Raw genomic sequence first — 24,547 nt, 5'->3', positions numbered from 1 at the left:
CCCCCTCAGCCCTGGCTCAGCACCTGGAAGGGAACCGTGTCGTGGTAGTTCGCCATGTAGGCGATCTTTCCGTCCACGATCCGGAAGAAGTTCATGACCTCGGCCTCGATGGGCTCGCCCGAGGCGCTGACCGCGGTCAGGTGCGAGACGGCCGCGGCCTTCTCACCGTCGACGAGGAAGTGCACGGGCTCGTTCCGGAAGACCCGGTACATCGTGCCCATGCCCTTCATCATCGAGCGCAGGACTTCGAGTCCCTCGATGTGGCCGGCCAGCTGCTCGTCCATGACCTGGTCGTCGGCGAACAGGTCGCACCAGCGGTCCCAGTCCCCGGCGTTGGCGTACTCGTAGTACTTCTGAAGGATCTGTCGTGCGTCCATCGCGCTCATCCCCCTATCGGTCCCTGCGGGTTCCGTCCGGCGCGAACGGCGCCCAGAACTGGCTGAAGGCGGACGCCGAGTCCCCGAAGAGCCCGTCGCGGCCCTCGACGATCCGGCCGTCCTGCCAGCGCATGTAGTGGAAGACCGGGTAGTCCATCCGCTCGTACGGGGACCCGCTCGTCCCGTCCGCGCCCGCCCGAAGGGCGACGTTGCGGCACACGTCCGCGGAACAGTCCTCGCCGACGAGGACCGCCTCCAGGTCCATCCGGAAGGTGCCGCCCGTGAGCTTGTGGGTCTGCCCCATCAGCTCCAGGAAGGCGTCCAGGCTCTCGTACCAGCCGGCCAGCGGGTGGTTGCCCGGCACGAGCCAGCGCAGGTCCTCGGAGTAGTACTCCGCGATGCGCGCCCGGTCGCCGGAGCCGAGGGCGGCGTAGGCCGCCCGCACCCGCTCCTGCGTCACTTCGGTCATGGTCGCTTCTCCTTCGCCGGCGGTCAGAGGGAGCCGGAACCGGGCATCGGCGCCAGGTCGTTGACGGTGTACTGCTTGATCAGCGGTCCGTTCGGACCGGCGACCACCGTCCACGTCTGATCGGCGTCGAAGCCGAGCCACTCGCTCCGGGCGGCCGGCGGGTTCCAGATCTTGGCCTGCCAGTTGACGAGGACCCGGACGACCGCCCGGTCGCCCTCGATGACGGGCTCCACCTTCGTGACCGTGTGCACCTCGTCGAAGAAGCGGTGGGTGACGGCCTCGTACCAGCGTCCGAAGCCCTCGTGTCCGAGGAAGGTGTCCTCGGGGACCTTGAACTCCAGGTCCTCGGTGATCAGGGCGAGCACGTCGGCCGCCCCCGCGTGCTGGTCCAGCGCCACGTACCACTTCTCGGCGAAACTGCGGATCGCGTCCTCGGTCAGCTGCCGCTCGGCGGGCATGCGGTCTCCTCCTGTCCGTACGGGACTTGCGTCGGATGGCTGTCAGATCTGGATGTCGACGAGGAAGGGGCCGGGGTGGGACAGCATCCGGCCCACGGCGGAGACCGCCTCGTCCGGCTTCTCCACGCGCATCCCGCCGGCGCCGAGGGACCGGGCCAGCCCGGCGAAGTCGATCTCGGGGTGCGAGAGGTCGAAGGAGCCCGGGAAGCCGTGCGCCGGGATGTCCCGCTCCCGCCAGTACTCGGCGATGTTGTCGTCCAGCAGCCGGTACTTGCGGTTGTTGCAGACCACGAACTTGGCGTCGATGCCGTGCCGCGCGGCGGTCCACAGCGCCTGGTACGTGTACATCGACCCGCCGTCGCCCGCGAAGCCGACGACGAGCCGGTCCGGCCGGGCCAGCTTGGCGCCGACCGCGCCCGGGAAGCCGACGCCGAGCGAACCGCCCCGGGTGAGGTGGTAGTCGCCGGGCCGCTCCGCCGGCAGGTACCGCGTGACCAGCGGCGAGGTGGTCAGCGCCTCGTCGAAGACGATCAGGTCCCCGCCGGTGCGCTCGGCCAGCGTCTTCAGGAAGACGGCCATCGGCGAGCCGTCGTCCGTGGCCGCCTGCGCCTCGCGGGCCCGCTCCCGGGTCCGTACGTCGAGCCGGGCGGAGGCCGCGGCCCGCTGCTGCGGGCTCAGCAGCCGGTCCAGTACGCCGGCCAGCGCGCGCAGTGCCTGCTTGGGGTCGGCGGCCAGGCCCAGGTCCACGGGGTGGTTCTTGGCGATCTCGTAGGCGTTGAGGTCGATGTGGATGACCTTCGCGCCCGCCCGGAAGGGGTTCTCCAGCTCGGGGAACACCTCCGGGAAGACATAGGTGCCGACGATCAGCACTCCGTCGGCGTCCCCGACCAGATCCTTGCTGTGCGGGCCGAACATGTGGCCCGTCTGGCCGCGCCGCAGCGGGTGCGAGGCCGCGATGTTCACCTCGGACGAGTCGACCTCGTACACGTCGGCGCCCAGCAGCCCGGCGACGGCGGCGAGCTCGTTCTGCGCCCCGGAGAGCGAGACCCCGTCCCCGACGAGGACCACCGGCCGCTGCGCGGAGGCGAGCAGCTCGGCCGCCCGCCCCACCGAGGCCGGCGAGGGCGCCACGTCCGTGAGCGGCACCGTGGCCGGCAGGACGGGCTCGGAGTTGAGCTCGTCCAGCACGTCCATCGGCAGCGCCACGAACACGGGCCCCCGGGGCGGGGTGAGCGCGATCTTCACGGCGCGCCGGACGGTGCGGAGCACGGAGTGCCGGTCGGTGACCCGGGTCGCGTACTTCGTCACCGGCTTGGCCATCGCCACCAGGTCGGACGCCATCTGGGCGTCCATGGCGTCGTAGCGCACCCCGGCGTCACCGGCGACCACGACGAGCGGGGTGTGGCCGCGCAGCGACTGGTAGAGCATGCCGATGCCGTTGCCGAGCCCCACCCCGGAGTGCAGCTGGAGCAGCGCCGCGCCGCCGGTCGCCCGGGCGTACCCGTCGGCGATGCCGGCGGCGACGGTCTCCTGGAGGGCGAGGATGTAGGTGAAGTCCTCCGCCGCGTCCACCGCGTCGAGGAATCCCTGTTCCACCGTCCCCGGATTTCCGAACATCACATTCAGGCCGTCGGCCTTGAACTGCTCGATCAGCCTTTCCCGTCCGGGAGTGGCTTCCATGAATTCCCCCTCAACTCTCCGATTTCTCTGCGGCCGCCGGGATTACCAGCCGTATCGGGTGAGACCGTCCTCCAGGACTTCCACGATCTTCTGCCCCGTGAGATACGAGTCGGGGGTGGAACGTCCGGTGACGAAGGGGAAGTCGACGATCACCGAGACCGGCTTGCCGAAGTTCCCGTGGTACGCGCCGCGCGGGCCCGTCGCATCGCGCAGGATGTACTCCAGCGGATACGGCGGCGGCCCCATGTTGAAGTCGGTACCGAGGAATCCGGTGCCGTCCTTGTAGTCGTACTCCTTGCAGTGGCCGGTCACGTGCTTGCCCCAGATGATGCTCCTGCGGTCGCTCCAGTCCCGGGCGAAGGCCAGGCAGGCGACCCCGTAGCACTCCGCGGCCACGACCTTGCCGGCCTTCTTGAAGGCCAGGATCAGGGCGTGCACGCGCTCGTTGTTGGCGAGGTCCGCGATCGGGCCGCTGCCGCCGACGATGAGGATCGCATCGTAGTCCGCGATGTCGGCGTCGAGCTTGTCCAGATCCCGGTGGTACTGCTCCAGCTTGCGCAGGTAGCCCTCGTCGCTCGTGTACGGACGCTCGGGGACCCACGCCTCGATGTCGAGCGGCGAGTCCAGCCGGCTCGACTGCTCGAACTCCCGCCCCCGCCGGGCGTTCTCCTCGCTGGTGACCGAGCGTCCCAGTGGAGGATCGATGTAGTTCGCGTCGAGGCTCGGCGGAAGAGCGTGTGCACGCTTTCCGGTCGGCGTGGCGAATATGACTTCGTAGCCCCGCTCGTCGAACTTCGATACGGGTCCGATCAGTTCCTCGGCCCAGTAACCGTGTTCGGAGACAATGACCAGAATCTTTCTGCTCACGTATTCCTCCAGGCGCCGCCTGTTGTCGTTGGCGTCCCCCACACTGGCCGCGCCCGGGGGCGTGCGTCAAAGCGCTGGTATGCGACTTCGTGAGGTAGCCGCCCAGGTCGTGGCAGCACCTCAGGAAGTCATCGGCGGACGTCAGGAAGTAGCTTCAGGACTACCTGACTTCGGCCGATTCGATGAACCATTACCGCGTCCCCGCCCTATCGTCTGGACGCGCCGTGAATCACGGGCGCGCGGGCCGTGTTGGTGAACGAGCACGAGAGAGGGACGGGGACGATGACGATGGACCTGTTGTGCACACACATCGATCAGATACGTCCGGTGAAACCCACGGCCGCGGGCTGCGAGGAGTGCCTCGCCGCCGGCGACACCTGGGTGCACCTGCGGATGTGCCTCAGCTGCGGGCACGTCGGATGCTGCGACTCGTCGAAGAACCGTCACGCCACCCGGCACTACCGGACCACCGAGCACGCCATAGCCGCCTCCCACGAGCCCGGCGAGGACTGGGCCTGGTGCTACGCCGACAAGCTGATGCTGGACCCGGCATGAGCGCGGCCCCGGAGAACTCCGCGGCCCCCGCCGCCCCCGCCGCCCCGGCCGTGTCCGCGGCGGCCGCCGCCGAGCGCGCCGAGAACAAGAAGCCGGTCATACTCGCCGTGGACGACGACCCGCAGGTGCTGCGCGCCGTCCGCCGCGACCTGCGCAGTGCCTACGGCGACCGCTACCGGGTGCTCGGCGCCTCCTCGGCGGCCGACGCCCTGAAGATCCTGGACTCCCTCGACGAACGCGGCCACGACCCGGCGCTGTTCCTCGTGGACCAGCGGATGCCCGACGTCACCGGGGTCGAGTTCCTGCTGGAGGCGGTCAGCCGCTTCCCGGACGCCCGCCGGGTGCTGCTGACGGCGTACGCGGAGACCGACGCGGCGATCACTGCCATCAACCGGGTCCGGCTGGACTACTACCTGCTCAAGCCGTGGGACCCGCCGCACGAGCGGCTCTTCCCGGTCCTGGACGACCTGCTGTCGGACTGGCTGGCCACCTACCGCCCGGCGTACGACGGGATCATCGTCGCCGGCCACCTGGTCTCCCCCGGCACCCACGCCGTCCGGGACTTCTTCACCCGCAACGGCCAGCCGTTCCGCTTCCTCAACGTCGAACGGGACCCCGAGGCGCTGACCGTGATAGCCGCCGCCCAGGCCGACGCGGCGCTCCCCCTCGTCCGCTTCCCGGACGGCACGGTGCTCTCCGTCCCCACCGACACCCAGCTCGCCCAGCGCCTGGGCCTGGCCACCACCGCCTCGCGCCCGCACTACGAGTGCGTCATCGTCGGCGCGGGCCCGGCCGGCCTGGCGGCCGGGGTCTACTCGGCCTCCGAGGGCCTCTCCACGCTGATGCTGGACTCCCGCGCCCCGGGCGGCCAGGCCGGCACCTCCAGCCTGATCGAGAACTACCTCGGCTTCCCCTCGGGCCTCTCGGGCGGCGACCTGACCCGCCGGGCCACGATCCAGGCCTCCCGGTTCGGCGCCGAGATCCTGCACCCGGTGGAGGTGGTCTCGCTGACCCGGGACGACCCGGCGAAGATCATCACCCTGGCGGACGGCACGGAGATCAGCGCGGAGACGGTCCTGCTGGCCACCGGCGTCTCGTACAACCGTCTGGAGGCCCCGGGCGCGGACCGCTTCGAGGGCGCGGGGCTCTACTACGGCGCGGCCACCACCGAGAGCTCCGCCTGCATCTCGCAGCACGTGTTCATCGTGGGCGGTGCCAACTCGGCCGGCCAGGCGGCGGTGCACTTCGCCAAGTACGCGGCCCGGGTGACGATCCTGGTCCGCGCGGCCTCCCTGGACGCGAGCATGTCCCGCTACCTGATCGACGAGATCGACCGCACCCCGAACATCGAGGTGAAGGTCCGCACCACGGTGGTCCGCCTCGACGGCGACGAACACCTGGAGCGGCTGACCCTCCACGACGCGGACACGGGCGGGAACACGGAGGTCCCGGCCCGGTTCATGTTCACCTTCATCGGCGCCCGCCCGCACACCGACTGGCTCGCCGGCGTCGTCGAGCGGGACGAGTACGGCTTCGTCCTCACCGGCTCGGACCTGATCGCGAACGGCGGCGAGCTCCCGGCCGAGTGGAGCCTTGAGCGGGCCCCCTACCCGCTGGAGACGAGCGTCCCCGGCGTCTTCGCGGCGGGCGACGTCCGCGCCCACTCGGTCAAGCGGGTCGCCTCGGGCGTGGGCGAGGGCGCGATGGCCGTCTCCCTGATCCACCGCTACCGCTCGATGGGCTGAGAGCGCTGCGACATTCCCCGGGGCCGTAATCCTTGCGATCAAGAAGGTATCGGATGCAACGTTGATTACATGATTACAGCCGAACAGAGCGAACAGCTCCGCGCGTGGTTCGCCGAGCGCCTGCCGGTGGACGTCTACGAGTCCCTCGTCTCGGTCACGGCCGACCGCGAGGAGATCACGGTCGTCGGAGTCATACCGGCGAACGAGTCGGTCAAGGAGTTCCGCGAACGCACCCGCGAACAGCGCATCGAGGTGGCCCGCGAGGCCGAGTCCCTCTACCGGCGCAAGGTCGCCTGGGGCGTGCGGGCGGGTGAGGAGACGACGCTCTTCACCCACCTCGCCGTCCCGGTGATGACCCGCCTGCGCCAGTCCGAACGCCAGGTCCTCGACACCCTGGTCGCCGGCGGGGTCGCCCGCAGCCGGGCCGACGCCCTGGCCTGGTGCGTCCGCCTCGTCGGGCGCAACACCGACACCTGGCTGACCGAACTGCGCGACTCCCTGGACAAGGTCCGCCAGGTCCGCGAGCAGGGCCCGGACGTCTCCGGCGAGACCGACTCCAGGAAGTCCGGGTCCGAATGACCGATCGGCCCCACTCCGGCGCATGATCGCGTGAGGCTGGCCGAGACCACCAACCAGGGAGAGGCACGCACCCATGACCACCACCGTCGAATACATCCGCTACCGGATCGCATTGGACGACCAGCCGGCCTTCGAGGACGCTTACGCCCGGGCCGCCGAGGCCCTGGCCGCGTCACCCGAGTGCATCGACTACGAACTGGCCCGGTGCGAGGAGGAGAAGGAGCGCTACATCCTGCGCATCCGCTGGACCTCGATCGAGGCCCACCTGGGCGGATTCCGCAAGGGCGAGCACTTCCCGGCGTTCTTCAGCGCGATCCGACCGTACGTGACGGCCATCGAGGAGATGCAGCACTACCTCGTGACGGGCGTCGTGGGCACGGGAAAGGCCATCTGACGACGATGAGCACCACACCCACCATCTACGAGTGGATGGGCGGCGCGGAGGCGATGGACCGCCTCACCGACGCCTTCTACGCCCACGCCCTGCAGGACGAGATCCTGGCCCCGGTCTTCGCCGGCATGGACTCGGAGCACCCGCAGCACGTAGCGGTCTGGCTGTCGGAGGTCTTCGGCGGCCCCTCGGACTACTCCGCCCACCACGGCGGCCACCAGCACATGGCCACCAAGCACCTGGGCCGCGGGATCACCGAGAAGCAGCGCCGCCGCTGGGTGGACCTGCTCATGGACACGGCCGACGAGGTCGGCCTCCCGACGGACCCGGAGTTCCGCGGAGTCTTCGCCTACTACATCGAGTGGGGCACGCGCATGGCCCTGATCTACTCGGGCCCCAACCCGCCCCCGGTCGACGCGGCCAAGATCCCGGTCTGGTCCTGGGGCCAGACCCCACCGTGGATCCCGAAGACGGACTGAGCGACGAAGACCCGGAGCCCTGCTCCGGGTCTTCGGCTTCCAGACGTTCGAGGAGCGGAGTCCCGGGCGAAGCCCCGATCTTTCACCCCGCCGCCACCACTCACCCCCGCCGGCACCACTCAGCCCCGCCGGCGTTTGAGGCGCGGGGCCGGGGGCGGAGCCCCGATCTTTCAGCCCCGCCGGCGTTTGAGGCGCGGGGTCCGGGACGGAGCCCCGGCAGCCGGCCCGGGCCCGGCCTCGGCCAGCAGCACCGTCAGCCCCGGCTCCCCGCCGTCCAGCCCCCGCCAGAAGTCCACGGCCTCCTCCAGCACCTCCACGAAGGTCTCCCACTCCGCAGGCCGCGCGGCAGCGTACCCGCGCCACGAGGTCACCGCGACCAGCCGCCCCGCGGCACGCGGCAGCCACGACAGGTCCCGCATCGCGTCCGCGAGCGCGTCCCAGTTCCCGCCGACCCACTCCGGCAGCCGCAAGGCGACCCCGCAGCGCCGCATCAGCTCCGCCTTGCCCCGTACGCCGTCCAGGTCCAGCCGTACGGTCGTCCAGCCGGCGGCATCGGCCGCCGCGAGCGCGGGGGCGAGCGGCTGCGGGTCCAGGGTCATCGGAGAACCGCCTTGAAGGTGTCGTAGTGGTCGTCCGTGTAGAAGAACTCCCCACCCTCACCCGTCACGATCCGCCGGGCCCCGCGGTCCCGCTCCCCCGGGGTCCGCACCGTGAACTCGTGGTAGTAGCCGCGCTTCTGCTTGGGCAGGACCTTCTCGAAGTTCCCGAAGACGGTGCCGTCCTGCCGGTACGGATACGGCCCGCCCTTGTCGATGAGCGCGAGCACGTCACGTGCCTGCTGCGGCAGCGCGTCGGCCCGTACGACGGCCATGCCCTTCGCCCACGCGGGAGCGGTACTACTGCCGGGACTGGCCCCGCGCGCACTGGCACTGGCACTGGCGCTGGCGCTGGCGGCGGCGGGCGCGGGCTGCTGCCCGCCACAGCCCACCGCGCCGACCAGCGCGGCACAGAGGAACACGGCCCCCAGCAAACGCAGCAGCGATCGGGGCACGTTCCGAAAGATCATGCACCGATCGTGCCAAATATCCGATTCGCTCGCGAATCGCCCGGTCGCCTCAGAGTGCGGCCATCTTGGTGTAGGGACTCAGGATTCGCTTCTGGACCGAACCGAAGTCGACGAGAACGGCGATCCCCTCCTCGATTCCGACGACACGGCCGAGACCGTGCTCATCGTGAGTGACCCGGTCGCCGACGCTGAACTGCCGGATGGGCTGTTCCACGGGGGCCTTGAACGGGCTGGACGGCAAATGGCGGCGAGGTACTGCTGACTTTGTCATTGGAACCAGTATGCGCCCAGCAGGCCGCCGCGCGGTCCGCCGTTCGGATCTCAATTCCGGCACCATCCGCATCGGCCGTGGCGGCGGACCGCCGATCCGCCGCTACAGGTCGTCGGGATCGGCCCGCTCCAGCGCCGGCCGCAGCCCGGGGGCCGACTCCGTCAGCAGGTAGTCGGCGACGGCCGTGTCGGTGACGAGGCTGGTCACCAGACCGGACCGGAGCACCGCCCCGATCGCGGAGGCCTTGCGCAGTCCGCCCGCGATCGCCACGACCTCCGGGATCCGCCGCAGCCGGTCCGCCTCGACGGTGATGCACCGCTCGCCGAGGTCCCGGCCGACCCGCCGGCCCTCGGAGTCGAACAGATGGGCGGACATCTCGGCCGCGACGCCCAGCGAGGCGTAGTGGGCCCGCTCCTCGTCCGTCAGCATGTCGTGGACGGTGGAGATGCCCGTCTCCCACGAGCCGATGGAGACGGCCGCGACCGTCACCTTGTCGAAGTACTCGAAGGCGCGCGCGATCCCGGTCTGGTTGCGCAGCGCGGTCGCGGTCGCCGGGTCGGGCAGCAGCATCGGCGCGTAGATCGGGTGCGCGTCGCCCCCCGAGACCTGGGCGGCCCTGCGCACGGCCTCGACCGAACCGCGCTCGGCGGTCCCCGCGTCGTACACGCCGGTCAGCTGGACCACGGTGCACTGCGGCAGCCGGTGCAGGGAGGCGGCCATGTGAATGGTCGACCGTCCCCACGCCAGGCCCAGTACGTCGCCCTCGTTGACCAGTTCGCCCAGCAGGTCGGCGGCGACCGCGCCCAGGTTCTCCGGGTCGGGCGCGTCCTCGGTGGCGTCGGCCGGCGATTCCACCACGACCGCGTGCCGGAGCCCGTACCGGGCCCTGAGCGCGTCCGAACGCTCCGCGTCGAGTTCGGCCGGTACCCGGATCTCGATCCGTACGAGGTCCCGCTCCAGGGCGGTCTCCAGGACCCGGGCCACCTTGAAGCGGCTCACGCCGAACTCCTCGGCGATCTGGATCTTGGATTTGCCCTCGAGGTAGAAACGGCGCGCCATGGCCGCCGCCTGCACCAGCTCCGCGGGTCCCATCCGCAGGGCTGACCGTCCCGCCGACATTGCAGACACCGCGTTCTCCTCACTGCTGTTCACACTCTCGTGTTCACACTCTCGACTCGCCGTTCATCCTGTCAGATCCGACGGCCGTTGATCAGCCTGGACAGCTCCCGTTCACCGAGCTGTTCATCAACCCTTGGCTCAGTGGTCGCAAGCCCACGGCGCGGCGGCGATCGCCGCACCCGCCTGGTCACGCAGCGTGCGCACGGCGGCGGCCGGATCGACCGCGCCGTAGACCGCGCTGCCCGCGACGAAGACGTCGGCGCCGGCCTCGGCACAGCGTTCGATGGTCGAGGCCGAGACCCCGCCGTCGACCTGCAGCCACAGCTCCAGGCCGTGCTTGGAGATCAGCTCCCGGGTCCGGCGGATCTTGGGGAGCATGATGTCGAGAAAGGGCTGGCCGCCGAAGCCGGGCTCGACCGTCATGATCAGCAGCATGTCGAGCTCGGGGAGGATGTCCTCGTACTGTTCGATGGGCGTCGCGGGCTTGAGCGCCATCGACGCCCGCGCCCCCTTGGCCCGGATCTCCCGCGCGAGGCGCACGGGCGCCGCCGCGGCCTCGGCGTGGAAGGTGACCGAACCCGCACCGGCCTCCACGTACTGCGGGGCCCAGCGGTCCGGGTTCTCGATCATCAGGTGGAGGTCCAGCGGGATGTCCGTGGCCCGGCTCAGGGACTCCACGATGGGCATGCCGAGGGTGAGGTTCGGGACGAAGTGGTTGTCCATGACGTCGACATGCAGCCAGTCGGCCCCCTCGACGGCCTTCGCCTCTTCGGCGAGTCGGGCGAAGTCGGCGGACAGGATGCTGGGATAAATCTGCGCGGCCATGCCCCAAGCCTGCCATGCCTGCGGCCGCTTCCGGCCACTACCCCGCAACTCGTCGCGGACGCAACGACGCTTAAATGATCATGGCGAACATTTAACTTATGCTTGTGGATCTACCCAGCCGTGCCGGACGGCGTGGCCGCCGAGCTGCATCCGGGTCCGGACTCCGGCTATGTCCATGAGATGGCGCAGGCGTCGGTGCAGCGTGCGCGGTGACAGACCGAGCTGTGTCGCGGCCGTCGGGTCGGTGAGACCGGCAAGAAGGAGCGCGAGGATCCTCCGGTCGAGGTCGGTCGGGCCTTCCGGACCGAGCTCGACGGTGGTTTCGGCCTCTCCGCCGACGCCCGACAGCTCCAGCGGGTGGGCGGTTCGCCATACCGTCTCGAACAGCGCGTCCAACGCGTCCAGCAGGCCGCTGCGGTGCAGCAGCACGGCGCCGGGCTCTCCGTCCGGTGTGACCGCGAGCGGGACGAGGCCGAGGTCGGCGTCGGCCAGCACGAGTTTCATCGGCAGCTGATCGGCGACCCGCAGTTGCACGCCGTTGTGGAGCGATTCGATCGCATCCTTGACGATGCCCGGCTCTGCCAGCACGGCCCGGTCCAGTACGGCCCTGAAGTGCACGCCGCGGCCGATGGCCATGGCTTCGGCCGTGTTCTCGTCGGGAGGCACGGCGACGAACGGTGCCGTGATGAAGCTGCGGACCTGGGTGCGGGCTGCCTGCTGCACCTGCAGGAAGCGGTGGCGGATGGCGTCGACGCCCGTGACGACCTCGATCAGATCGCTGATGCTGCTCCCGGTCATCGCCGCCCGGTGTTCCTCGGCGAAGGTCACCAGTGCCTGCTCGGCCCTGCGCAGCCCGTCTCGGCGCTGGCTGATGAGAGCGCCGAGCGCCATGGCCGGCGGCGCGGTGGTGAACCGCTCGTCCGCCGACCTGATCACCAGCCCCCACCCGACCAGACGGCACAGTGCCCCGTCCACGTCGGCCCGCGATGCGTCGAGCAGGTCCGACAGCAGCATCACGGTGGAGTCCGGCCGTCCGAGCAGCGCCCGGTAGACGCGCTCGTCGTCGGCTTCGAGGCCCAGAGCATCCAGCATCGGCGACCGACTCTCTTCCGCTTGCCGCAGCGGGGTGAGTATGCGCCATGGCGGCAGACCCTGAACAGTCCCGGCTGAGAGCGGGCGCGGGGGGAAGGGCCCCGGGAAGTCGCCTCCCCGGGGCCCGACAGTACGGCTCATCGCAGGCCGTACGCCCGGATGATCTCGTTCTTGACGCTGAAGCCCCGGTCCGTCCCGGCGCTCGCGCGGACCGAGACGAAGCCGCCGGGCTTCTTCGCCGTCCTGAACGAACCCGTCCAGGAGCCGTGGGCGTCCTTGGTCAGGGCCACCTTCTGCCAGGTGGCGCCGTCGTCGTACGAGACGTCCAGCTTCACCGTGGTGACTTTGCCCGGCACGGCGCCGCCGTCCATCGACACCGGCTTGAGCGCGATCTTCTGGGTCGCGTTGGCCTGGACGTCACCGTGCAGGTCCGACTCCAGCTTGTAGTCCAGGTTCAGCACCGAGAACTCGAAGAAGTCCGAGTCGACGGTGTCGGACATGAACGTCCATTCGGTGTGGGTGCGCGTCGACAGCCGGAAGACGTCACCCGGCCGCTCCACGCCGAGGACGGCGCGGTAGGGCAGGTTGCCCGCCGGTACCTCCTTCCACTGCATGTCCCCGCTGACCGGGTTGTCGTGGATCAGCGTGTCGCCCTGGAAGATCTGCAGGTGGGACGGCGTCTCACCCCACGGCAGGAAGCCGCCCAGCCGCATGTTGTCGCTGGCGGAGGCCCACGCCTGCACGTTCCAGGTCATGTGGTTCTGCCAACGGGAGTTGTACACACCGAAGGACTCGCCCTGGCCTGGCCGGGTCGCCGGGGCGAACCAGTCCAGCCGGGTGGTGGTGCCCTTGGCGTACGTGTTGTCGCCCGAGACCATCGACCACGGCAGGGCTCCGTCGACGCCCTGCGTGTGGAACTCCCTCCAGACCTGACCCGGGGTCACCCATTCGGTGCGGGTGCCCGGGTGCCATTCGCGCTCGGGGAGGTTGAACGACGGGCTGAGGGTGAAGTCGGACCGGTAGCCTTCCGCCGGCCCGCCGTCCGCGGCCGAGTAGTAGCGGGCGTCGATCCGGGCGAGGTCACCGTTGGCCGGCTTGTAGACCAGGGCCCGGTCCGGAACCTGGCCGGGGTAGTCCCGGGTCAGGTCGTAGACGAACGGCGTGTACTCGGTCTGCTTCGCGGTCAGCTGGAACTTCCCGGCCTTGACCATCGAGACGAGGGTCTTCCCCGCGTCGCGGTGCACGGTGGCGACCGGGATGGCCGACTCCCCGACGTACTCGATCAGGGCGCCGGTACCGTCGTTGACCACGATCAGCGCCTTCGCACCGGCCGCGACCGCCGCCTCGGTGCGCTCCTGCGGCGAGACCTCGTCGCTGCGCTCGATGACGACGACCTTGCCCTTGGCGCCGGCCTTCTTGTACGCGTCCGCCGCGCCGTTGCCCGCGTAGACGGCGTCCAGTTTGTCCGTGGCGGTGCCCAGGGCGCTGCCCGCTTGTACGAGTGCCTCGAACTGGATCCGACCGCCCAGCGCGCTGAGGCCGAGCTGCGGCTCGCCCTTGCGCCAGCGGGTGGTCAGCATGAACTCGCCCTGCTTCATGGGCTCCGTCGGCGCGATGTAGACATCGTCGTACGTCAGCGGCAGCACGTACGCGCTGCGGTAGTCCGTGAACGGGTCGAGCCCTTTGTAGTGGACGTTGAAGTCGACCTTGCGCTGGCGGTCCTCGGTGCGCTGCGGCGCCTCCGTCTGCAGCAGACGTGCCTTGCCCGCGTCCAGCACCACATCCGCGGAGCCGTCCTTGAGCACGGTCTCCGGGTCGACCAGCACGGCCAGACCCGAGCGGTCCGCCTCCTCGCCGGCCACGTCGACGTACGCCGCGACGGTGTACAGGCCGGGTGCCATGCGCATGGTGGTCGAGCCGTCGACGTAGACGTTCCACGGCCAGAAGTCGCCGGCCAGGTTGACCGTGGCCCAGCCCGCGGCGGGCTTGCCGTCCCGGCCGACCAGCTTGATGTTCAGGTCGTAGCGCTCCTCCTCCTTGAGCAGCGCCACCGAGGTGCGGGTCACCGCCTTCCCGGTGGTCGCATCGGTGCCCGTCACGTAGCCGACGTGCCGGCCGGCCGAGGCGGTTCGCGGGTCACTGGTCACCGGGACGGCGGCGGTGCCGCCCGCGGGGACGGTCACCGTGGTGGCTCCCAGCCTGAACGGGCCGCCGTCGTTGGTCAGCGCCAGGTTCAGCCTGACGTCGGCGGAACCGGCGTTGGTGAAGGTCAGGTGCTTGGAGACGGCGACGTCGCTCGGCTCGTGCGGCCAGGTGTAGTTGCCGAAGAAGAGCGATCCGGTGCTGCGGACCGTGGTGCGCACGGCGGCGGCCACGTCGAGACGGCCGGCGCCGACCTCGTACGGCGAGTACCAGTCGTGCAGGTCCTTCGCGGTGCTCATCAGGTGTTCCTTGAGCTGCGCTCCGGTCCAGTCCTGGTGCTGCTGGGCCAGGATCGCCGCGGCGCCCACCACGTGCGGAGTGGCCATCGAGGTGCCGCTGATAGTGCGGTAAAGGCCCCCGCCACCGTCGGTCATCTCCTGCGAGCGGGCCGCGGTGATGTCCACGCCGGGCGCCGCGATGTCCGGCTTCATGGCGCCGGAGTAGGCCAGCGGGCCGGTGCTCGAGAAGGATGCGAGCTGGTCCTGCTTGTCCGTGGCGGCCACGGTCAGCGCCGAGGCGGCCGCACCCGGGGAGGATATGGTCTCCGGGCCCGCGTTGCCGGCGGCGATGACGAACAGCGTGCCGTACTGCGCGGACAGCGCGTCGACCGTCTGCGACATCGGGTCGCTGCCGTCCGTCGGGTAGGAGTCGCCGAGACTCATGTTGACGACGTCCGCACCGGACTCGGCGGCCCACTGCATGCCGGCCATGACCCACGAGTCCTGGCCGTAGCCCTCCGCGCCGCCGAGCACCTTGCCGACGACCAGGTCAGCGCCGGGGGCGACGCCCTTGTTGGCCCCGCCGGACGCGGCGCCCGAGCCGACGATCGTGCCGGCCACGTGTGTCCCGTGTCCGTTGACGTCGGTGACGGCCTCGTTCGGCACGAAGCTGGCCGTGCCGTCGATCAGGCCGGCGAAGTCGGGGTGGTTGACGTCGATGCCGGTGTCGAGCACCGCGACCTTGGCGCCTTTACCGGTGTACCCGGCCGCCCAGGCGTCGGGCGCGCCGATCAGCGGCACGCTCTCCTTGAGGCTGGCCTTCACGCGACCGTCGAGCCACAGCTTCGCCACGTCCTCGCCCAACGTCGCGCTGCCCTGCGGGGCGACGTTGGTCCAGAAGGTGCGGGCCTCCCGTTTCTCGGTGCTGAGCGCGGCACCGCGGATGCTCTTGAGGTCGTGGGTCAGCTTGCTGCCCCGGGGGGCCGTCGGCGGGGCGGCCGAGCGGGACTTCGGCTGGGCGTACGTCGCGATCAGCGGCAGCGCGGCCGTCTTCGCGTCGTCGTAGCCCATCTCGATCAGGTCGGTGACGTTGAACAGCCTCCGGTCCAGCTTGTCCGTGCCCAGCAGGGGCACCGCTTCGTCCGGGATGACGAACAGGTCACCCTTGATCTGCTGGACCTTCACGCCGCCGACGGCGCTGTCCGGCCGGTCGACGTCGGCGATCTGCTTGCCGTCGGCCATCGTGGAGACCGTGACGACGTCGCCGGTGACCAGAGTGACCTTGTGGGTCGCCGAGGGCTTGGCGGGAACGGGGGGCTTGTTCGGAGCGGCTTGAGCGGGCGCTTGCAGAACTGCGAGCCCTGACGCCAGCAGGGGCACCACGGTGGCGGCCGAGATCAGCTGCCAGCGCCTGCGCCGGAAGGCGGAAGCCTGAGAGGGGGAGAACATGCCATGGGTCTATCGGCCGGTCAGGCCCAGGTGAAGGCTTGCCGGCGGCAAGTCCTCGCCATGGCAAGGACTTGTCAGCCGTGAACCACGCGAACCCGGGCAAGCCCATACTTTCGCCCGTGGGCACTCCGCCCCTGCGGTCGCAGGGCCCGCTCCGCGTCTGCCTCGGGCTGCCCCCGTCCCCTTACGCCGTCCCCTACGCCGTGCGCCTCAGCAGCGCCAGGTACATCGCGTCCGTCCCGTGCAGATGGGGCCACAGCTGGACGTCGGGGCCGTCGCCCAGCCCCGGTACGCCCGCCATGAACGGCCTCGCGTCGATCAGTTCCGCGGACACCGGCGACGCGCCCGCGCCGCGCCCCTTCAGGACGTCGTCCACGACGACCCGGGTCTCCGCCAGGTGCGGCGAGCACGTCGCGTAGCCCACGATGCCGCCCACCCGGACCGCCGACAGCGCCTCCCGCAGCAGCCCGCGCTGGAGCGGCGCGAAGCCCTCCAGGTCCTGCGGGCGACGCCGCCAGCGCGCCTCCGGGCGACGGCGGAGCGCGCCCAGACCGGTGCACGGGACGTCCATCAGGACGCGGTCGAAGGAGCCCGGCCGCCACGGCGGCCGGGTGCCGTCCGCCGTGATCACCTGGTACGGGCCGGGGTTGCCCGCGAGGGCGCGCTCCACGAGCCGCGCCCGGTGCGGCTGCTTCTCCGAGGCGAGCAGGAACGCGCCGCGCTGCGCCGCGAGCGCGGCGAGCAGCGCCGCCTTGCCGCCGGGGCCCGCGCAGCCGTCGAGCCAGCGCTCGTCGCTGCCCTCGACCGGCACGGCCGCCAGGGCCATCGCCACCAGCTGGCTGCCCTCGTCCTGCACGCCGGCGCGGCCCTCGCGCACCGCCTCCAGCGCGCCGGGCTCGCCGCCCTCGGCCATCCGGACGGCGTACGGCGACCAGCGGCCGGGCAGCGCCGACTCCTCGCCGACCGCGTCCAGCAGCTCCTGCGGGGTGGAGCGGCCGGGGCGCGCGACCAGGGTCACCTCGGGCCGCTCGTTGTCGGCTTCCAGCAGGTCCTCGATCCCGGCGCGGCCGCCACCGAGCGCGTCCCACAGGGCGCTGACGATCCACCTGGGGTGCGAGTGGTACACCGCGAGGTGTTCTTCGGCGTCGTCCTCGTACGGCGGCGCGACCCGTTCCAGCCAGGCGTCGAGATCGTGCGCGGCGATCTTCCGCAGTACGGCGTTCACGAACTTGGCGCGCCCGTCCCCGAGCACCACCCGGGCCAGCTCCACGCTCGCGGAGACCGCCGCGTGGGTGGGGATCCGGGTGCCGAGCAGCTGGTGCGCGCCGAGCGAGAGCACGTCGAGCACCGGCGGGTCCACCTCCCGCAGCGGCCGGTCGATGCACGCCTTGATGACGGCGTCGTAGGTGCCCTGGCGGCGCAGCGTCCCGTAGACCAGCTCGGTGGCCAGTGCCGCGTCGCGCGCCTGGAAGCTCTCGTCCTGACGGGCCTTCTTCAGCAGCGGCGGCAGCACGAGGTTCGCGTAGGCGTCGCGTTCGCCCACCGCCCGCAGCACCTCGAAGGCCAGCATCCGGACGGGGTCCTTCTGTGGCCGCCGGTACGGCTTGGCCTGCCGCTGGCCTGCGGGGTTGCGACGGGGACGGGGCTGTTCGCTCACGTGAAAGGTGCTCCGGGTTTACGAGGTGCTGCGGTCATGACGTGAAAAGGTGGCGGGCGCCGCCCCGGCGGGGCGACGGTCCGTACGGTGCCGGGCCGGGCGCCGACGCGGCGGCTCGGCTGGATGCGGCTCGGCTGGATTCAGCCTACGTCGGCCCCGCCGAGCCGCTCGCCGGGCGCGATCCGCACCCCGCGGGCCCAGTCGGCGCCGCGCATCGGCTTCTTGCCCTGGGGCTGCACCCACAGCAGCTCCACGGCGTGCGAGCCGGTTCCGACGTGGACGTTGTTCTTGGCCGGGGCCAGTTCGCCCGGCGCCAGGTCGGTGCGGTCGGCCACCAGACCCACCGAGATCAGCTTGAGCCGCTCCCCGCGGAAGACGGTCCAGGCGCCCGGGGCCGGCGTGCAGCCGCGCACCACGCGGTCGGCGCGCATGGCCGGCGCCGTCCAGTCGATCCGGGCGTCCTCCACGGTGATCTTGGGCGCGAGGGAGATCCCGTCGTGGGGCTGCGCGACGGCGCGCAGGGTTCCGTCCTCGATGCCGTCCATGGTGGCGGCCAGCAGCCCCGAGCCGGCGAAGGCCAGCCGGGTGAGCAGGTCGCCGCTGGTGTCGGTGGGGCGGATCTCCTCGGTGAGGATGCCGTAGACCGGGCCGGAGTCCAGGCCCTCCTCGATGAGGAAGGTGGAGGCGCCCGTGACCTGGTCGCCCGCCATGATCGAGTGCTGGACGGGCGCGGCACCGCGCCAGGCGGGCAGCAGCGAGAAGTGCAGGTTGACCCATCCGTGCTCGGGGATGTCGAGGGCGCTCTTGGGGAGGAGGGCCCCGTAGGCGACGACGGGACAGCAGTCCGGGGCGATCTCGCGCAGCCGGGCCTGGAAGTCGGGGTCGCGCGGCCGGGCGGGCTTGAGGACCTCGATGCCGGCCTCCTCGGCGCGCTCGGCGACCGGGCTGGCGACGAGCCGGCGGCCGCGGCCGGCCGGTGCGTCGGGCCGGGTGACGACGGCGGCGACCTCGTGCCGCCCGGAGGCGATCAGGGCGTCCAGGGCGGGTACGGCGACCTCGGGGGTGCCTGCGAAGACGAGCTTCACTGGGGTCCTACCTCGCTATCTCGGCTGTCAGCAGCGCACCAGTCTATGGGGCATGCGCCAACGGGCGATCCGGCGGCCGTACGCGGGCCGCACGCCCCGGTTCCGCCGGAGACCCCACCAGGGCCCACCTGTGGTGCCCGGGGGGCGTACGCACACGGACGCGCCCCTCGCATATGCCGACACGCCCCCACAGCGTGACCTGGGCGCCGGGTGGCGCGTTGGTCAAGAGAGATTGACCAAAACGGGCCGCGTGTGAACGGTGTCTGCGGCCCGATCCGCCCTTCAGCACCGGTTCGAGAGGCTTCTTCATGGCCGACCACGCCACCCACGACGCCCAAGCCCGGGCCAGCCTGCACCTCCTGGTGCGGGACATCGAGCGGGTTCGCCGGCAGGTGGATGCCCTGCGTACGCTCACCGCCCAGCTCGGCAACGTGTACCGCCCGCGCCGCTCCGGTCCCTCCACGGGGTTCGTCGTCTACGGCCGGGCGCCCGCGCCCACCGTCCGCCTCGCGCAGGAGCTGCGGGACAGCGTCGAGACGCTGGTCACCGCCGCCGTGGACTTCGACCGCTCGCTCGGTTTCTCATGGGACGCGGTCGGCTCGGCGCTCGGCGTCACCAAGCAGGCCGTGCACCGCCGTTACGGTGCCCGGCGGGCGCAGTCCGCCGAGTCCGCGGAGCCGCTGGCCGAGGGGACGGCCGCCCGGCCCCTGGGACCGCTGCCCACCGTGCCGGCCGCACGCTCGGTGCCGCCGCAGCCGGTGCGCGAGGAGGCCCCGGCCGCGGCCGGCGGGACCCCGGGCCGCACGCTCGCGGAGGCTCCCCGCTCCCCCGCCTTCCCCGGTCCGCGCAACGGCTGACCTGTGTCCCGCCGCCGGGACGCCGACCCCCGACGGCCGGCCGCCGCCGCGCTCCGCCCCTGAATCCGCCCCCGGCGGGACGACCCACGCGTCTCCCGCCGGGGGCTTCGGCGTTCCCCCTTCGGCGTGCGTGGTGCGGCGTTCCCGCTCCGGCCTTCGCCGCCGGTCCGGTCAGCCGATGTCCGGCGGGTCGATGCGGACCCGCACGGCGTCGGCCGCCGCCACCTTGCGGGCCGTCCTGGCCGCCTGCGCGGACTTGAGGGAGGCCGCCAGCGCGCCCCCGCTGCCGGGCGGCACCCGGACCAGGGCCCGCTCCCCGGGCGAGGGCTCCCCGCGCCGGCCCGGCAGCGGGACCGGACCCAGGATCTCGGCGTCCGGGGGCAGCTCGGCGGCGGCCAGGAAGTCCTCCACCGCGGCGGCCCGCCCGATGACCGACGCCATCCGGGACACGGGCGGAAACCGCAGCTCGGCCCGCTCGGCCAGCTCGCGCAACGCATGCCCGACGGGGTCCCACCGCACCAGCGCCTGGACCGGCCGCAGCGTCGGCTCGGCGACGATGACCACCTGGCCGTCGCCCCGGACCAGGCAGGCGGCGGCGATCCACCGGCGCAGCGCCTCCTCCCCGGCCCGCAGATCGGGGAAGCCGAGCATGGCCCAGCCGTCCAGCAGCAGGGCCGCCGCGTACCCGGCGCCTTCCGCCACCGGCTCCGCTCCCGGCGTCGACACGACCAGCGCGGGCGCGTCCGGGACCCGTTCCAGGACGTGGTCGCGGCCCGAGGTGCGCACCGGCACGGCGGGGAAGGCCCGCCCGAGCTCCTCGGCCGTGCGCCGGGCGCCGACCACCTGTGCCCTCAGCCGGAAGGAGCCGCACTCCTCGCAGTGCCAGGCCGTCTCCTGCAGCCCGCACCATCCGCAGTGCAGGTCCTGCTGGTCCGGCGCCTCCAGCGGTCCGGCGCAGGTCTTGCACCGGGCCGGTGTCCGGCACCGCTCGCAGGCCAGCCGGGGCACGTATCCGCGCCGCGGCACCTGCACGAGCACGGGCCCGGTCTTCAGCCCCTCCCGTACGGTTTCCCAGGCCAGGCTGGGCAGCCTGGCGGCCCGTGCCGCCTCGTCCCGGGCGAGCAGCTCGTCGCCGACGGTCCGGATCCGGGGTGCGCAGGACCGTACCGTCTCGCGGTCGGCGACCAGGGGACGGGCCCAGCCGGACTCGACGAGCTGCGCTGCTTCGACCGTGCAGCTGGTACTGCCGAGCAGGAAGCCGCACCCCTCGGTCAGGGAGCGCAGCTGCAGCACCTCGCGCACATGGGGAAACGGCGCGCTGGTGTCGCTGTGGCTGGAGTCTCCGTCGTCCCAGATCGCCACGAGGCCGAGCCGGTGCACCGGCGCGAACATCGCGGCCCGGGTGCCGATCACGGCCCGCACCGATCCGCGGTGCACCGCGAGCCATTGCGAGTAGCGCTTCTGCGGACCGGACTCGGCGGTGAGCACGGCGTGCAGCCCCTTGCCCACCAGGGCGGTCAGCGCCTCGTCGACGCGCGCGGCGGCGCGGCCATCGGGCACCACGGCGAGCGCTCCGCGCCCCGAGGCGAGTGTGGCCGCCATCGCCCGTGCCAGTTCGTCCGGCCACGTCGGTCCGGGCAGCGCGGTCCACACTGTGCGCGGGCTCGCCCCGGACGCCAGCTCCCGCAGGAACTCGGGCCCCGCCGGGTAACGGTCCCACCCGCCCGGGCCGGGGGCCCCTGGCGGCGGCAGCGGGTCGGGGGAGGGCCGGCTCTCGGCCTGTCCGTGGCGGGGCGGGATCGCCAGTTGCAGGACGTCCGCCAGGCTGCCGCCGTAGCGGCGCGCGACGGCCCGCGCCAACCGCTCGATCTGGGGGCTGAGCACCCGCTCGGGGGAGACCACCTGGGCGAGCGCCGCGAGCGGTCTGTCGTAGTCCGTCTCGGCCACGCGCTCGATCAGGTACCCGTCGATCAGGCCGCCGCCCTCGCGGCGCCCGTCGCGGACCCGGCCCTCGCCCGCACCGAAGCGGACCCGGACGCGGACACCCGGCTGTGCGTCCGCGGCGAGGTGCTCGGGGACGGCGTAGTCCCAGGTCTGGTCCAGGTGCAGAACGCCCTTGTTGACCAGGACCCTGGCGATCGGCAATTCCTCGGCGAGCGCGGCCCCCCGCCAGGTGCGCGGCTTCGCCTTGGGCGCCTTGGCCTTCGCCTCGGCGACCACCTCGCGTATGAGCGCGAGCTGCTCCGGCGGACCACCGGGACCCTGGTCCACACCCCGCTGCTCGGACTCGTTCGCGCTGCTCACACTCGCATTCTTACCAAACCCCACTGACAGCCGCGGCATGCGAACGGCCCCGGACCAGCAGGTCCGGGGCCGAACGCCTACGAGCGTGGTGGTGCTTACAGACCGGCGGCCGCACGCAGGGCGTCGACGCGGTCGGTGCGCTCCCAGGTGAAGTCCGGCAGCTCACGGCCGAAGTGGCCGTAGGCGGCGGTCTGGGCGTAGATCGGGCGCAGCAGGTCCAGGTCGCGGATGATCGCGGCCGGGCGCAGGTCGAAGACCTCGCCGATCGCGTCCTCGATCTTCTGGACCTCGACCTTGGCGGTGCCGAAGGTCTCGACGAAGAGACCGACGGGCTCGGCCTTGCCGATGGCGTACGCGACCTGGACCTCGCAGCGCGAGGCGAGACCGGCGGCGACGACGTTCTTGGCGACCCAGCGCATCGCGTACGCGGCGGAGCGGTCGACCTTGGACGGGTCCTTGCCGGAGAACGCGCCGCCACCGTGGCGGGCCATGCCGCCGTAGGTGTCGATGATGATCTTGCGGCCGGTCAGACCGGCGTCGCCCATCGGGCCGCCGATCTCGAAACGGCCGGTCGGGTTCACCAGCAGGCGGTAGCCCTCGGTGTCCAGCTTGATGCCGTCCTCGACGAGCTGGGCCAGCACGTGCTCGACGACGAACTCGCGGATGTCCGGGGCGAGCAGCGAGTCCAGGTCGATGTCGGAGGCGTGCTGCGAGGAGACCACGACGGTGTCCAGGCGCACGGCCTTGTCACCGTCGTACTCGATGGTGACCTGGGTCTTGCCGTCGGGGCGCAGGTACGGGATGGTCCCGTTCTTGCGGACCTCGGACAGCCGGCGCGAGAGCCGGTGCGCGATGTGGATCGGGAGCGGCATGAGCTCGGGGGTCTCGTCGCAGGCGTAGCCGAACATCAGACCCTGGTCGCCGGCGCCCTGCTTGTCGAGCTCGTCCTCGTCGCCCTCGACCCGCTTCTCGTAGGCGGTGTCGACACCCTGCGCGATGTCCGGGGACTGGGCGCCGATGGACACCGACACGCCACAGGAGGCGCCGTCGAAGCCCTTCTTCGAGGAGTCGTAGCCGATCTCGAGGATCTTCTCGCGGACGAGCTGCGCGATCGGCGCGTAGGCCTTCGTCGTCACCTCGCCCGCGATGTGCACGAGACCGGTGGTGATGAGGGTCTCCACGGCCACGCGCGAGGTCGGGTCCTCGGAGAGGAGCGCGTCGAGGATCGTGTCGCTGATCTGGTCAGCGATCTTGTCGGGGTGGCCCTCGGTCACGGACTCCGAGGTAAACAGACGACGGGACACAACGCTCCCTGGGGTTGCAGCGGCTGCTGGCTGATCATTTGGCGGAACCACATCGGGGGCTGCGCCCGATCACGTTCCTCGTGCAGTTTATCGGTCGCCACCGTTTCCGGGACCACCCGTCTCGCCTTGTGGGAGCCGTGTGACCTGCGGCACCTCATTCTGACGCACGGAGGTGATCAGGAGAAGGGCAATCGGCTCAGGCGCGTCGCGACTGCAGCCGGACGGCCACCTGGTCCCAAATGGCTTCGGCCAGCGCTTCCTTCGGTCCATAGGGCACCTGAACCTCCGACCCTTCGGAGGCCAGGATGACAGCCTCATTCTCCTCGGAACCAAAGGTTCGTGACTCGCCGACCTCATTCACGACGAGAAGATCACATCCCTTGCGCAGGAGCTTGGCCCGGCCGTTGGCGAGGACGTCGTCGGTCTCGGCGGCGAATCCCACCACCACCTGCCCGGGCCCCGCCCGGTCGGCCGAGATCTCGGCGAGAACGTCCGGATTTCGTACGAGCGCGACCGGCGCGGGATCCTGCCCGTCCTTCTTCTTGATCTTCCCGCCCGCGTACTCGGCGGGCCGGAAGTCGGCCACGGCGGCGGCCATCACCACGACGTCGGCGTCCGCGGCGGCCTTGAGCACGGCCTCCCGCAGCTGCACGGCCGTCCCCACCCGTACGACGTCCGCCCCGGCCGGGTCGGCCAGCGCGGTGTTGGCCGCCACCAGGGTGACGCGGGCCCCGCGGGCGACGGCCGTACGGGCGAGCGCGTAGCCCTGCTTGCCGGAGGAGCGGTTGCCGAGGAAGCGGACCGGGTCCAGCGGTTCCCGCGTGCCGCCCGCGCTGATCACCACGTGCCGCCCGGCGAGGTCCGGCTCGCTCACCCCGCGCGCCAGCACCCTGCGACACACCTCGTAGATCTCCGCCGGGTCGGGCAGCCGACCCTTGCCGGTGTCCTTGCCCGTGAGCCGGCCGACGGCGGGCTCGATGACGAGGGCGCCGCGCCGGCGCAGCGTGGCCACGTTCTCCTGGGTGGCGGGGTGCTCCCACATCTCGGTGTGCATGGCGGGGGCGAAGACCACCGGACATCGGGCGGTGAGCAGCGTGTTCGTCAGCAGGTCGTCGGCGAGCCCGTGGGCGGCCTTCGCCAGCATGTCGGCGGTGGCCGGGGCGACGACGACGAGGTCGGCGGACTGCCCGATGCGCACGTGCGGCACCTCGTGCACGGTCTCCCACACCTCGGTGGAGGCCGGGTTCCCGGACAGGGCGGCCCAGGTCGCCTCGCCGACGAAGTTCAGCGAGGCCGCCGTGGGCACGACCCGCACCTCGTGGCCCGACTCGGTCAGCAGGCGGAGCAGCTCGCACGCCTTGTAGGCGGCGATCCCGCCGCTGACCCCCAGCACGACCTTCGGCTTACCCACCACGCACTCCCCTTCGAGTCCTGACGACGTCCGTCGTTCCTCCCCATGACACACCACAGGCCCGGCAGATGTTCTGCCGGGCCTGTG

23 protein-coding genes are annotated in these 24,547 nt (G+C 71.6%); 6 read left to right on the top strand and 17 right to left on the bottom strand.

Features of this window, described 5'->3' with window-relative positions:
- Positions 1–5 precede the first annotated feature (5 nt).
- From RIU97_RS32565 to RIU97_RS32545, 5 genes are read right to left on the bottom strand one after another with little or no spacing between them, the layout of a single operon-like run.
- The gene (locus tag RIU97_RS32565) at positions 6–377 is read right to left on the bottom strand and encodes a nuclear transport factor 2 family protein (RefSeq protein WP_351297093.1); all 372 of its coding nucleotides are present in this window, start codon (positions 375–377) and stop codon (positions 6–8) included.
- 13 nt (positions 378–390) lie between these two features.
- Entirely contained in the window at positions 391–846 is a 456-nt protein-coding gene (locus tag RIU97_RS32560) for a nuclear transport factor 2 family protein (RefSeq protein ID WP_404961108.1), read from the bottom strand.
- 23 nt (positions 847–869) lie between these two features.
- Complete coding sequence (locus RIU97_RS32555; protein ID WP_404961107.1) at positions 870–1,304, bottom strand: nuclear transport factor 2 family protein; 435 nt, start codon at positions 1,302–1,304, stop codon at positions 870–872.
- Between the two features lie 42 nt (positions 1,305–1,346).
- Positions 1,347–2,984 carry a thiamine pyrophosphate-binding protein gene (locus tag RIU97_RS32550; protein ID WP_404961106.1) on the bottom strand — a complete coding sequence of 546 codons (1,638 nt, stop codon included), beginning with the start codon at positions 2,982–2,984 and terminating at the stop codon, positions 1,347–1,349.
- Between the two features lie 42 nt (positions 2,985–3,026).
- On the bottom strand, positions 3,027–3,851 hold the full coding sequence (locus RIU97_RS32545; RefSeq protein WP_404961105.1) for a type 1 glutamine amidotransferase domain-containing protein: 825 nt from the start codon (positions 3,849–3,851) through the stop codon (positions 3,027–3,029).
- Positions 3,852–4,133: 282 nt separating this feature from the next.
- Here RIU97_RS32545 and RIU97_RS32540 point away from each other — a divergent pair, with 282 nt between their 5' ends.
- The 5 genes from RIU97_RS32540 (at position 4,134) to RIU97_RS32520 (ending at position 7,600) form a co-directional block, all read left to right on the top strand.
- Positions 4,134–4,406 carry a UBP-type zinc finger domain-containing protein gene (locus RIU97_RS32540; protein ID WP_404961104.1) on the top strand — a complete coding sequence of 91 codons (273 nt, stop codon included), beginning with the start codon at positions 4,134–4,136 and terminating at the stop codon, positions 4,404–4,406.
- Entirely contained in the window at positions 4,403–6,151 is a 1,749-nt protein-coding gene (locus RIU97_RS32535) for an FAD-dependent oxidoreductase (RefSeq protein WP_404961103.1), read from the top strand. The genes RIU97_RS32540 and RIU97_RS32535 overlap by 4 nt, the downstream gene beginning before the upstream one ends.
- A gap of 69 nt (positions 6,152–6,220) precedes the next feature.
- On the top strand, positions 6,221–6,730 hold the full coding sequence (locus RIU97_RS32530; RefSeq protein WP_404961102.1) for a hypothetical protein: 510 nt from the start codon (positions 6,221–6,223) through the stop codon (positions 6,728–6,730).
- A gap of 73 nt (positions 6,731–6,803) precedes the next feature.
- Positions 6,804–7,124, top strand: coding sequence for a putative quinol monooxygenase (locus RIU97_RS32525; protein WP_404961101.1), 321 nt, complete (start codon positions 6,804–6,806; stop codon positions 7,122–7,124).
- A gap of 5 nt (positions 7,125–7,129) precedes the next feature.
- Positions 7,130–7,600: a group II truncated hemoglobin gene (locus RIU97_RS32520; protein WP_404961100.1), complete on the top strand. Its 471-nt coding sequence runs from the start codon at positions 7,130–7,132 to the stop codon at positions 7,598–7,600.
- A gap of 170 nt (positions 7,601–7,770) precedes the next feature.
- On the opposite strand, the gene RIU97_RS32515 is transcribed toward RIU97_RS32520, so the two are convergent.
- The 9 genes from RIU97_RS32515 to fmt all read right to left on the bottom strand — a co-directional run bounded on the left by RIU97_RS32515 (position 7,771) and on the right by fmt (position 18,584).
- A complete protein-coding gene (locus RIU97_RS32515; RefSeq protein WP_404961099.1) occupies positions 7,771–8,199 on the bottom strand; it encodes a barstar family protein in 429 nt (142 codons plus the stop codon).
- Positions 8,196–8,666, bottom strand: a complete 471-nt coding sequence (locus RIU97_RS32510) for a ribonuclease domain-containing protein (RefSeq protein WP_404961098.1) — start codon at positions 8,664–8,666, stop codon at positions 8,196–8,198. Before RIU97_RS32510 ends, RIU97_RS32515 begins: the two co-directional genes overlap by 4 nt.
- Positions 8,667–8,715: 49 nt before the next feature.
- Positions 8,716–8,937, bottom strand: coding sequence for a CarD family transcriptional regulator (locus RIU97_RS32505; protein WP_189740325.1), 222 nt, complete (start codon positions 8,935–8,937; stop codon positions 8,716–8,718).
- 102 nt (positions 8,938–9,039) lie between these two features.
- On the bottom strand, positions 9,040–10,089 hold the full coding sequence (locus tag RIU97_RS32500) for a sugar-binding transcriptional regulator (protein ID WP_404961097.1): 1,050 nt from the start codon (positions 10,087–10,089) through the stop codon (positions 9,040–9,042).
- A 105-nt stretch (positions 10,090–10,194) separates the two neighbouring features.
- Complete coding sequence (rpe, locus tag RIU97_RS32495) at positions 10,195–10,881, bottom strand: ribulose-phosphate 3-epimerase (RefSeq protein ID WP_404961096.1); 687 nt, start codon at positions 10,879–10,881, stop codon at positions 10,195–10,197.
- Between the two features lie 96 nt (positions 10,882–10,977).
- Positions 10,978–11,973: a transcriptional regulator TrmB gene (locus RIU97_RS32490; RefSeq protein ID WP_404961095.1), complete on the bottom strand. Its 996-nt coding sequence runs from the start codon at positions 11,971–11,973 to the stop codon at positions 10,978–10,980.
- A 137-nt stretch (positions 11,974–12,110) separates the two neighbouring features.
- Positions 12,111–15,842, bottom strand: a complete 3,732-nt coding sequence (locus tag RIU97_RS32485; protein WP_404961094.1) for a S8 family peptidase — start codon at positions 15,840–15,842, stop codon at positions 12,111–12,113.
- Between the two features lie 196 nt (positions 15,843–16,038).
- Positions 16,039–17,499, bottom strand: a complete 1,461-nt coding sequence (locus tag RIU97_RS32480; protein ID WP_404961093.1) for an RsmB/NOP family class I SAM-dependent RNA methyltransferase — start codon at positions 17,497–17,499, stop codon at positions 16,039–16,041.
- A 140-nt stretch (positions 17,500–17,639) separates the two neighbouring features.
- Positions 17,640–18,584, bottom strand: a complete 945-nt coding sequence (gene fmt, locus RIU97_RS32475; RefSeq protein ID WP_404961092.1) for a methionyl-tRNA formyltransferase — start codon at positions 18,582–18,584, stop codon at positions 17,640–17,642.
- A gap of 308 nt (positions 18,585–18,892) precedes the next feature.
- On the opposite strand from fmt, the gene RIU97_RS32470 reads away from it, so the two are divergent.
- Complete coding sequence (locus tag RIU97_RS32470; RefSeq protein ID WP_404961091.1) at positions 18,893–19,441, top strand: hypothetical protein; 549 nt, start codon at positions 18,893–18,895, stop codon at positions 19,439–19,441.
- 171 nt (positions 19,442–19,612) lie between these two features.
- Here RIU97_RS32470 and RIU97_RS32465 read toward each other — a convergent pair whose 3' ends face one another.
- From RIU97_RS32465 to coaBC, 3 genes are all read right to left on the bottom strand, one after another.
- Entirely contained in the window at positions 19,613–21,745 is a 2,133-nt protein-coding gene (locus RIU97_RS32465; RefSeq protein WP_404961090.1) for a primosomal protein N', read from the bottom strand.
- A gap of 95 nt (positions 21,746–21,840) precedes the next feature.
- Positions 21,841–23,049 (bottom strand): methionine adenosyltransferase, encoded by a 1,209-nt coding sequence (metK, locus tag RIU97_RS32460; protein ID WP_079404387.1) that lies wholly within the window; start codon positions 23,047–23,049, stop codon positions 21,841–21,843.
- Positions 23,050–23,245: 196 nt separating this feature from the next.
- Positions 23,246–24,460 (bottom strand): bifunctional phosphopantothenoylcysteine decarboxylase/phosphopantothenate--cysteine ligase CoaBC, encoded by a 1,215-nt coding sequence (gene coaBC, locus RIU97_RS32455; protein ID WP_404961089.1) that lies wholly within the window; start codon positions 24,458–24,460, stop codon positions 23,246–23,248.
- Positions 24,461–24,547: the final 87 nt, after the last annotated feature.

It is taken from the genome of Streptomyces sp. 147326 (genome assembly GCF_045000215.1).
GTDB lineage: Bacteria > Actinomycetota > Actinomycetes > Streptomycetales > Streptomycetaceae > Streptomyces.
The sequence above is the reverse complement of the archived record's forward strand: the minus strand, read 5'-3'. Positions and strand labels throughout refer to the sequence as shown.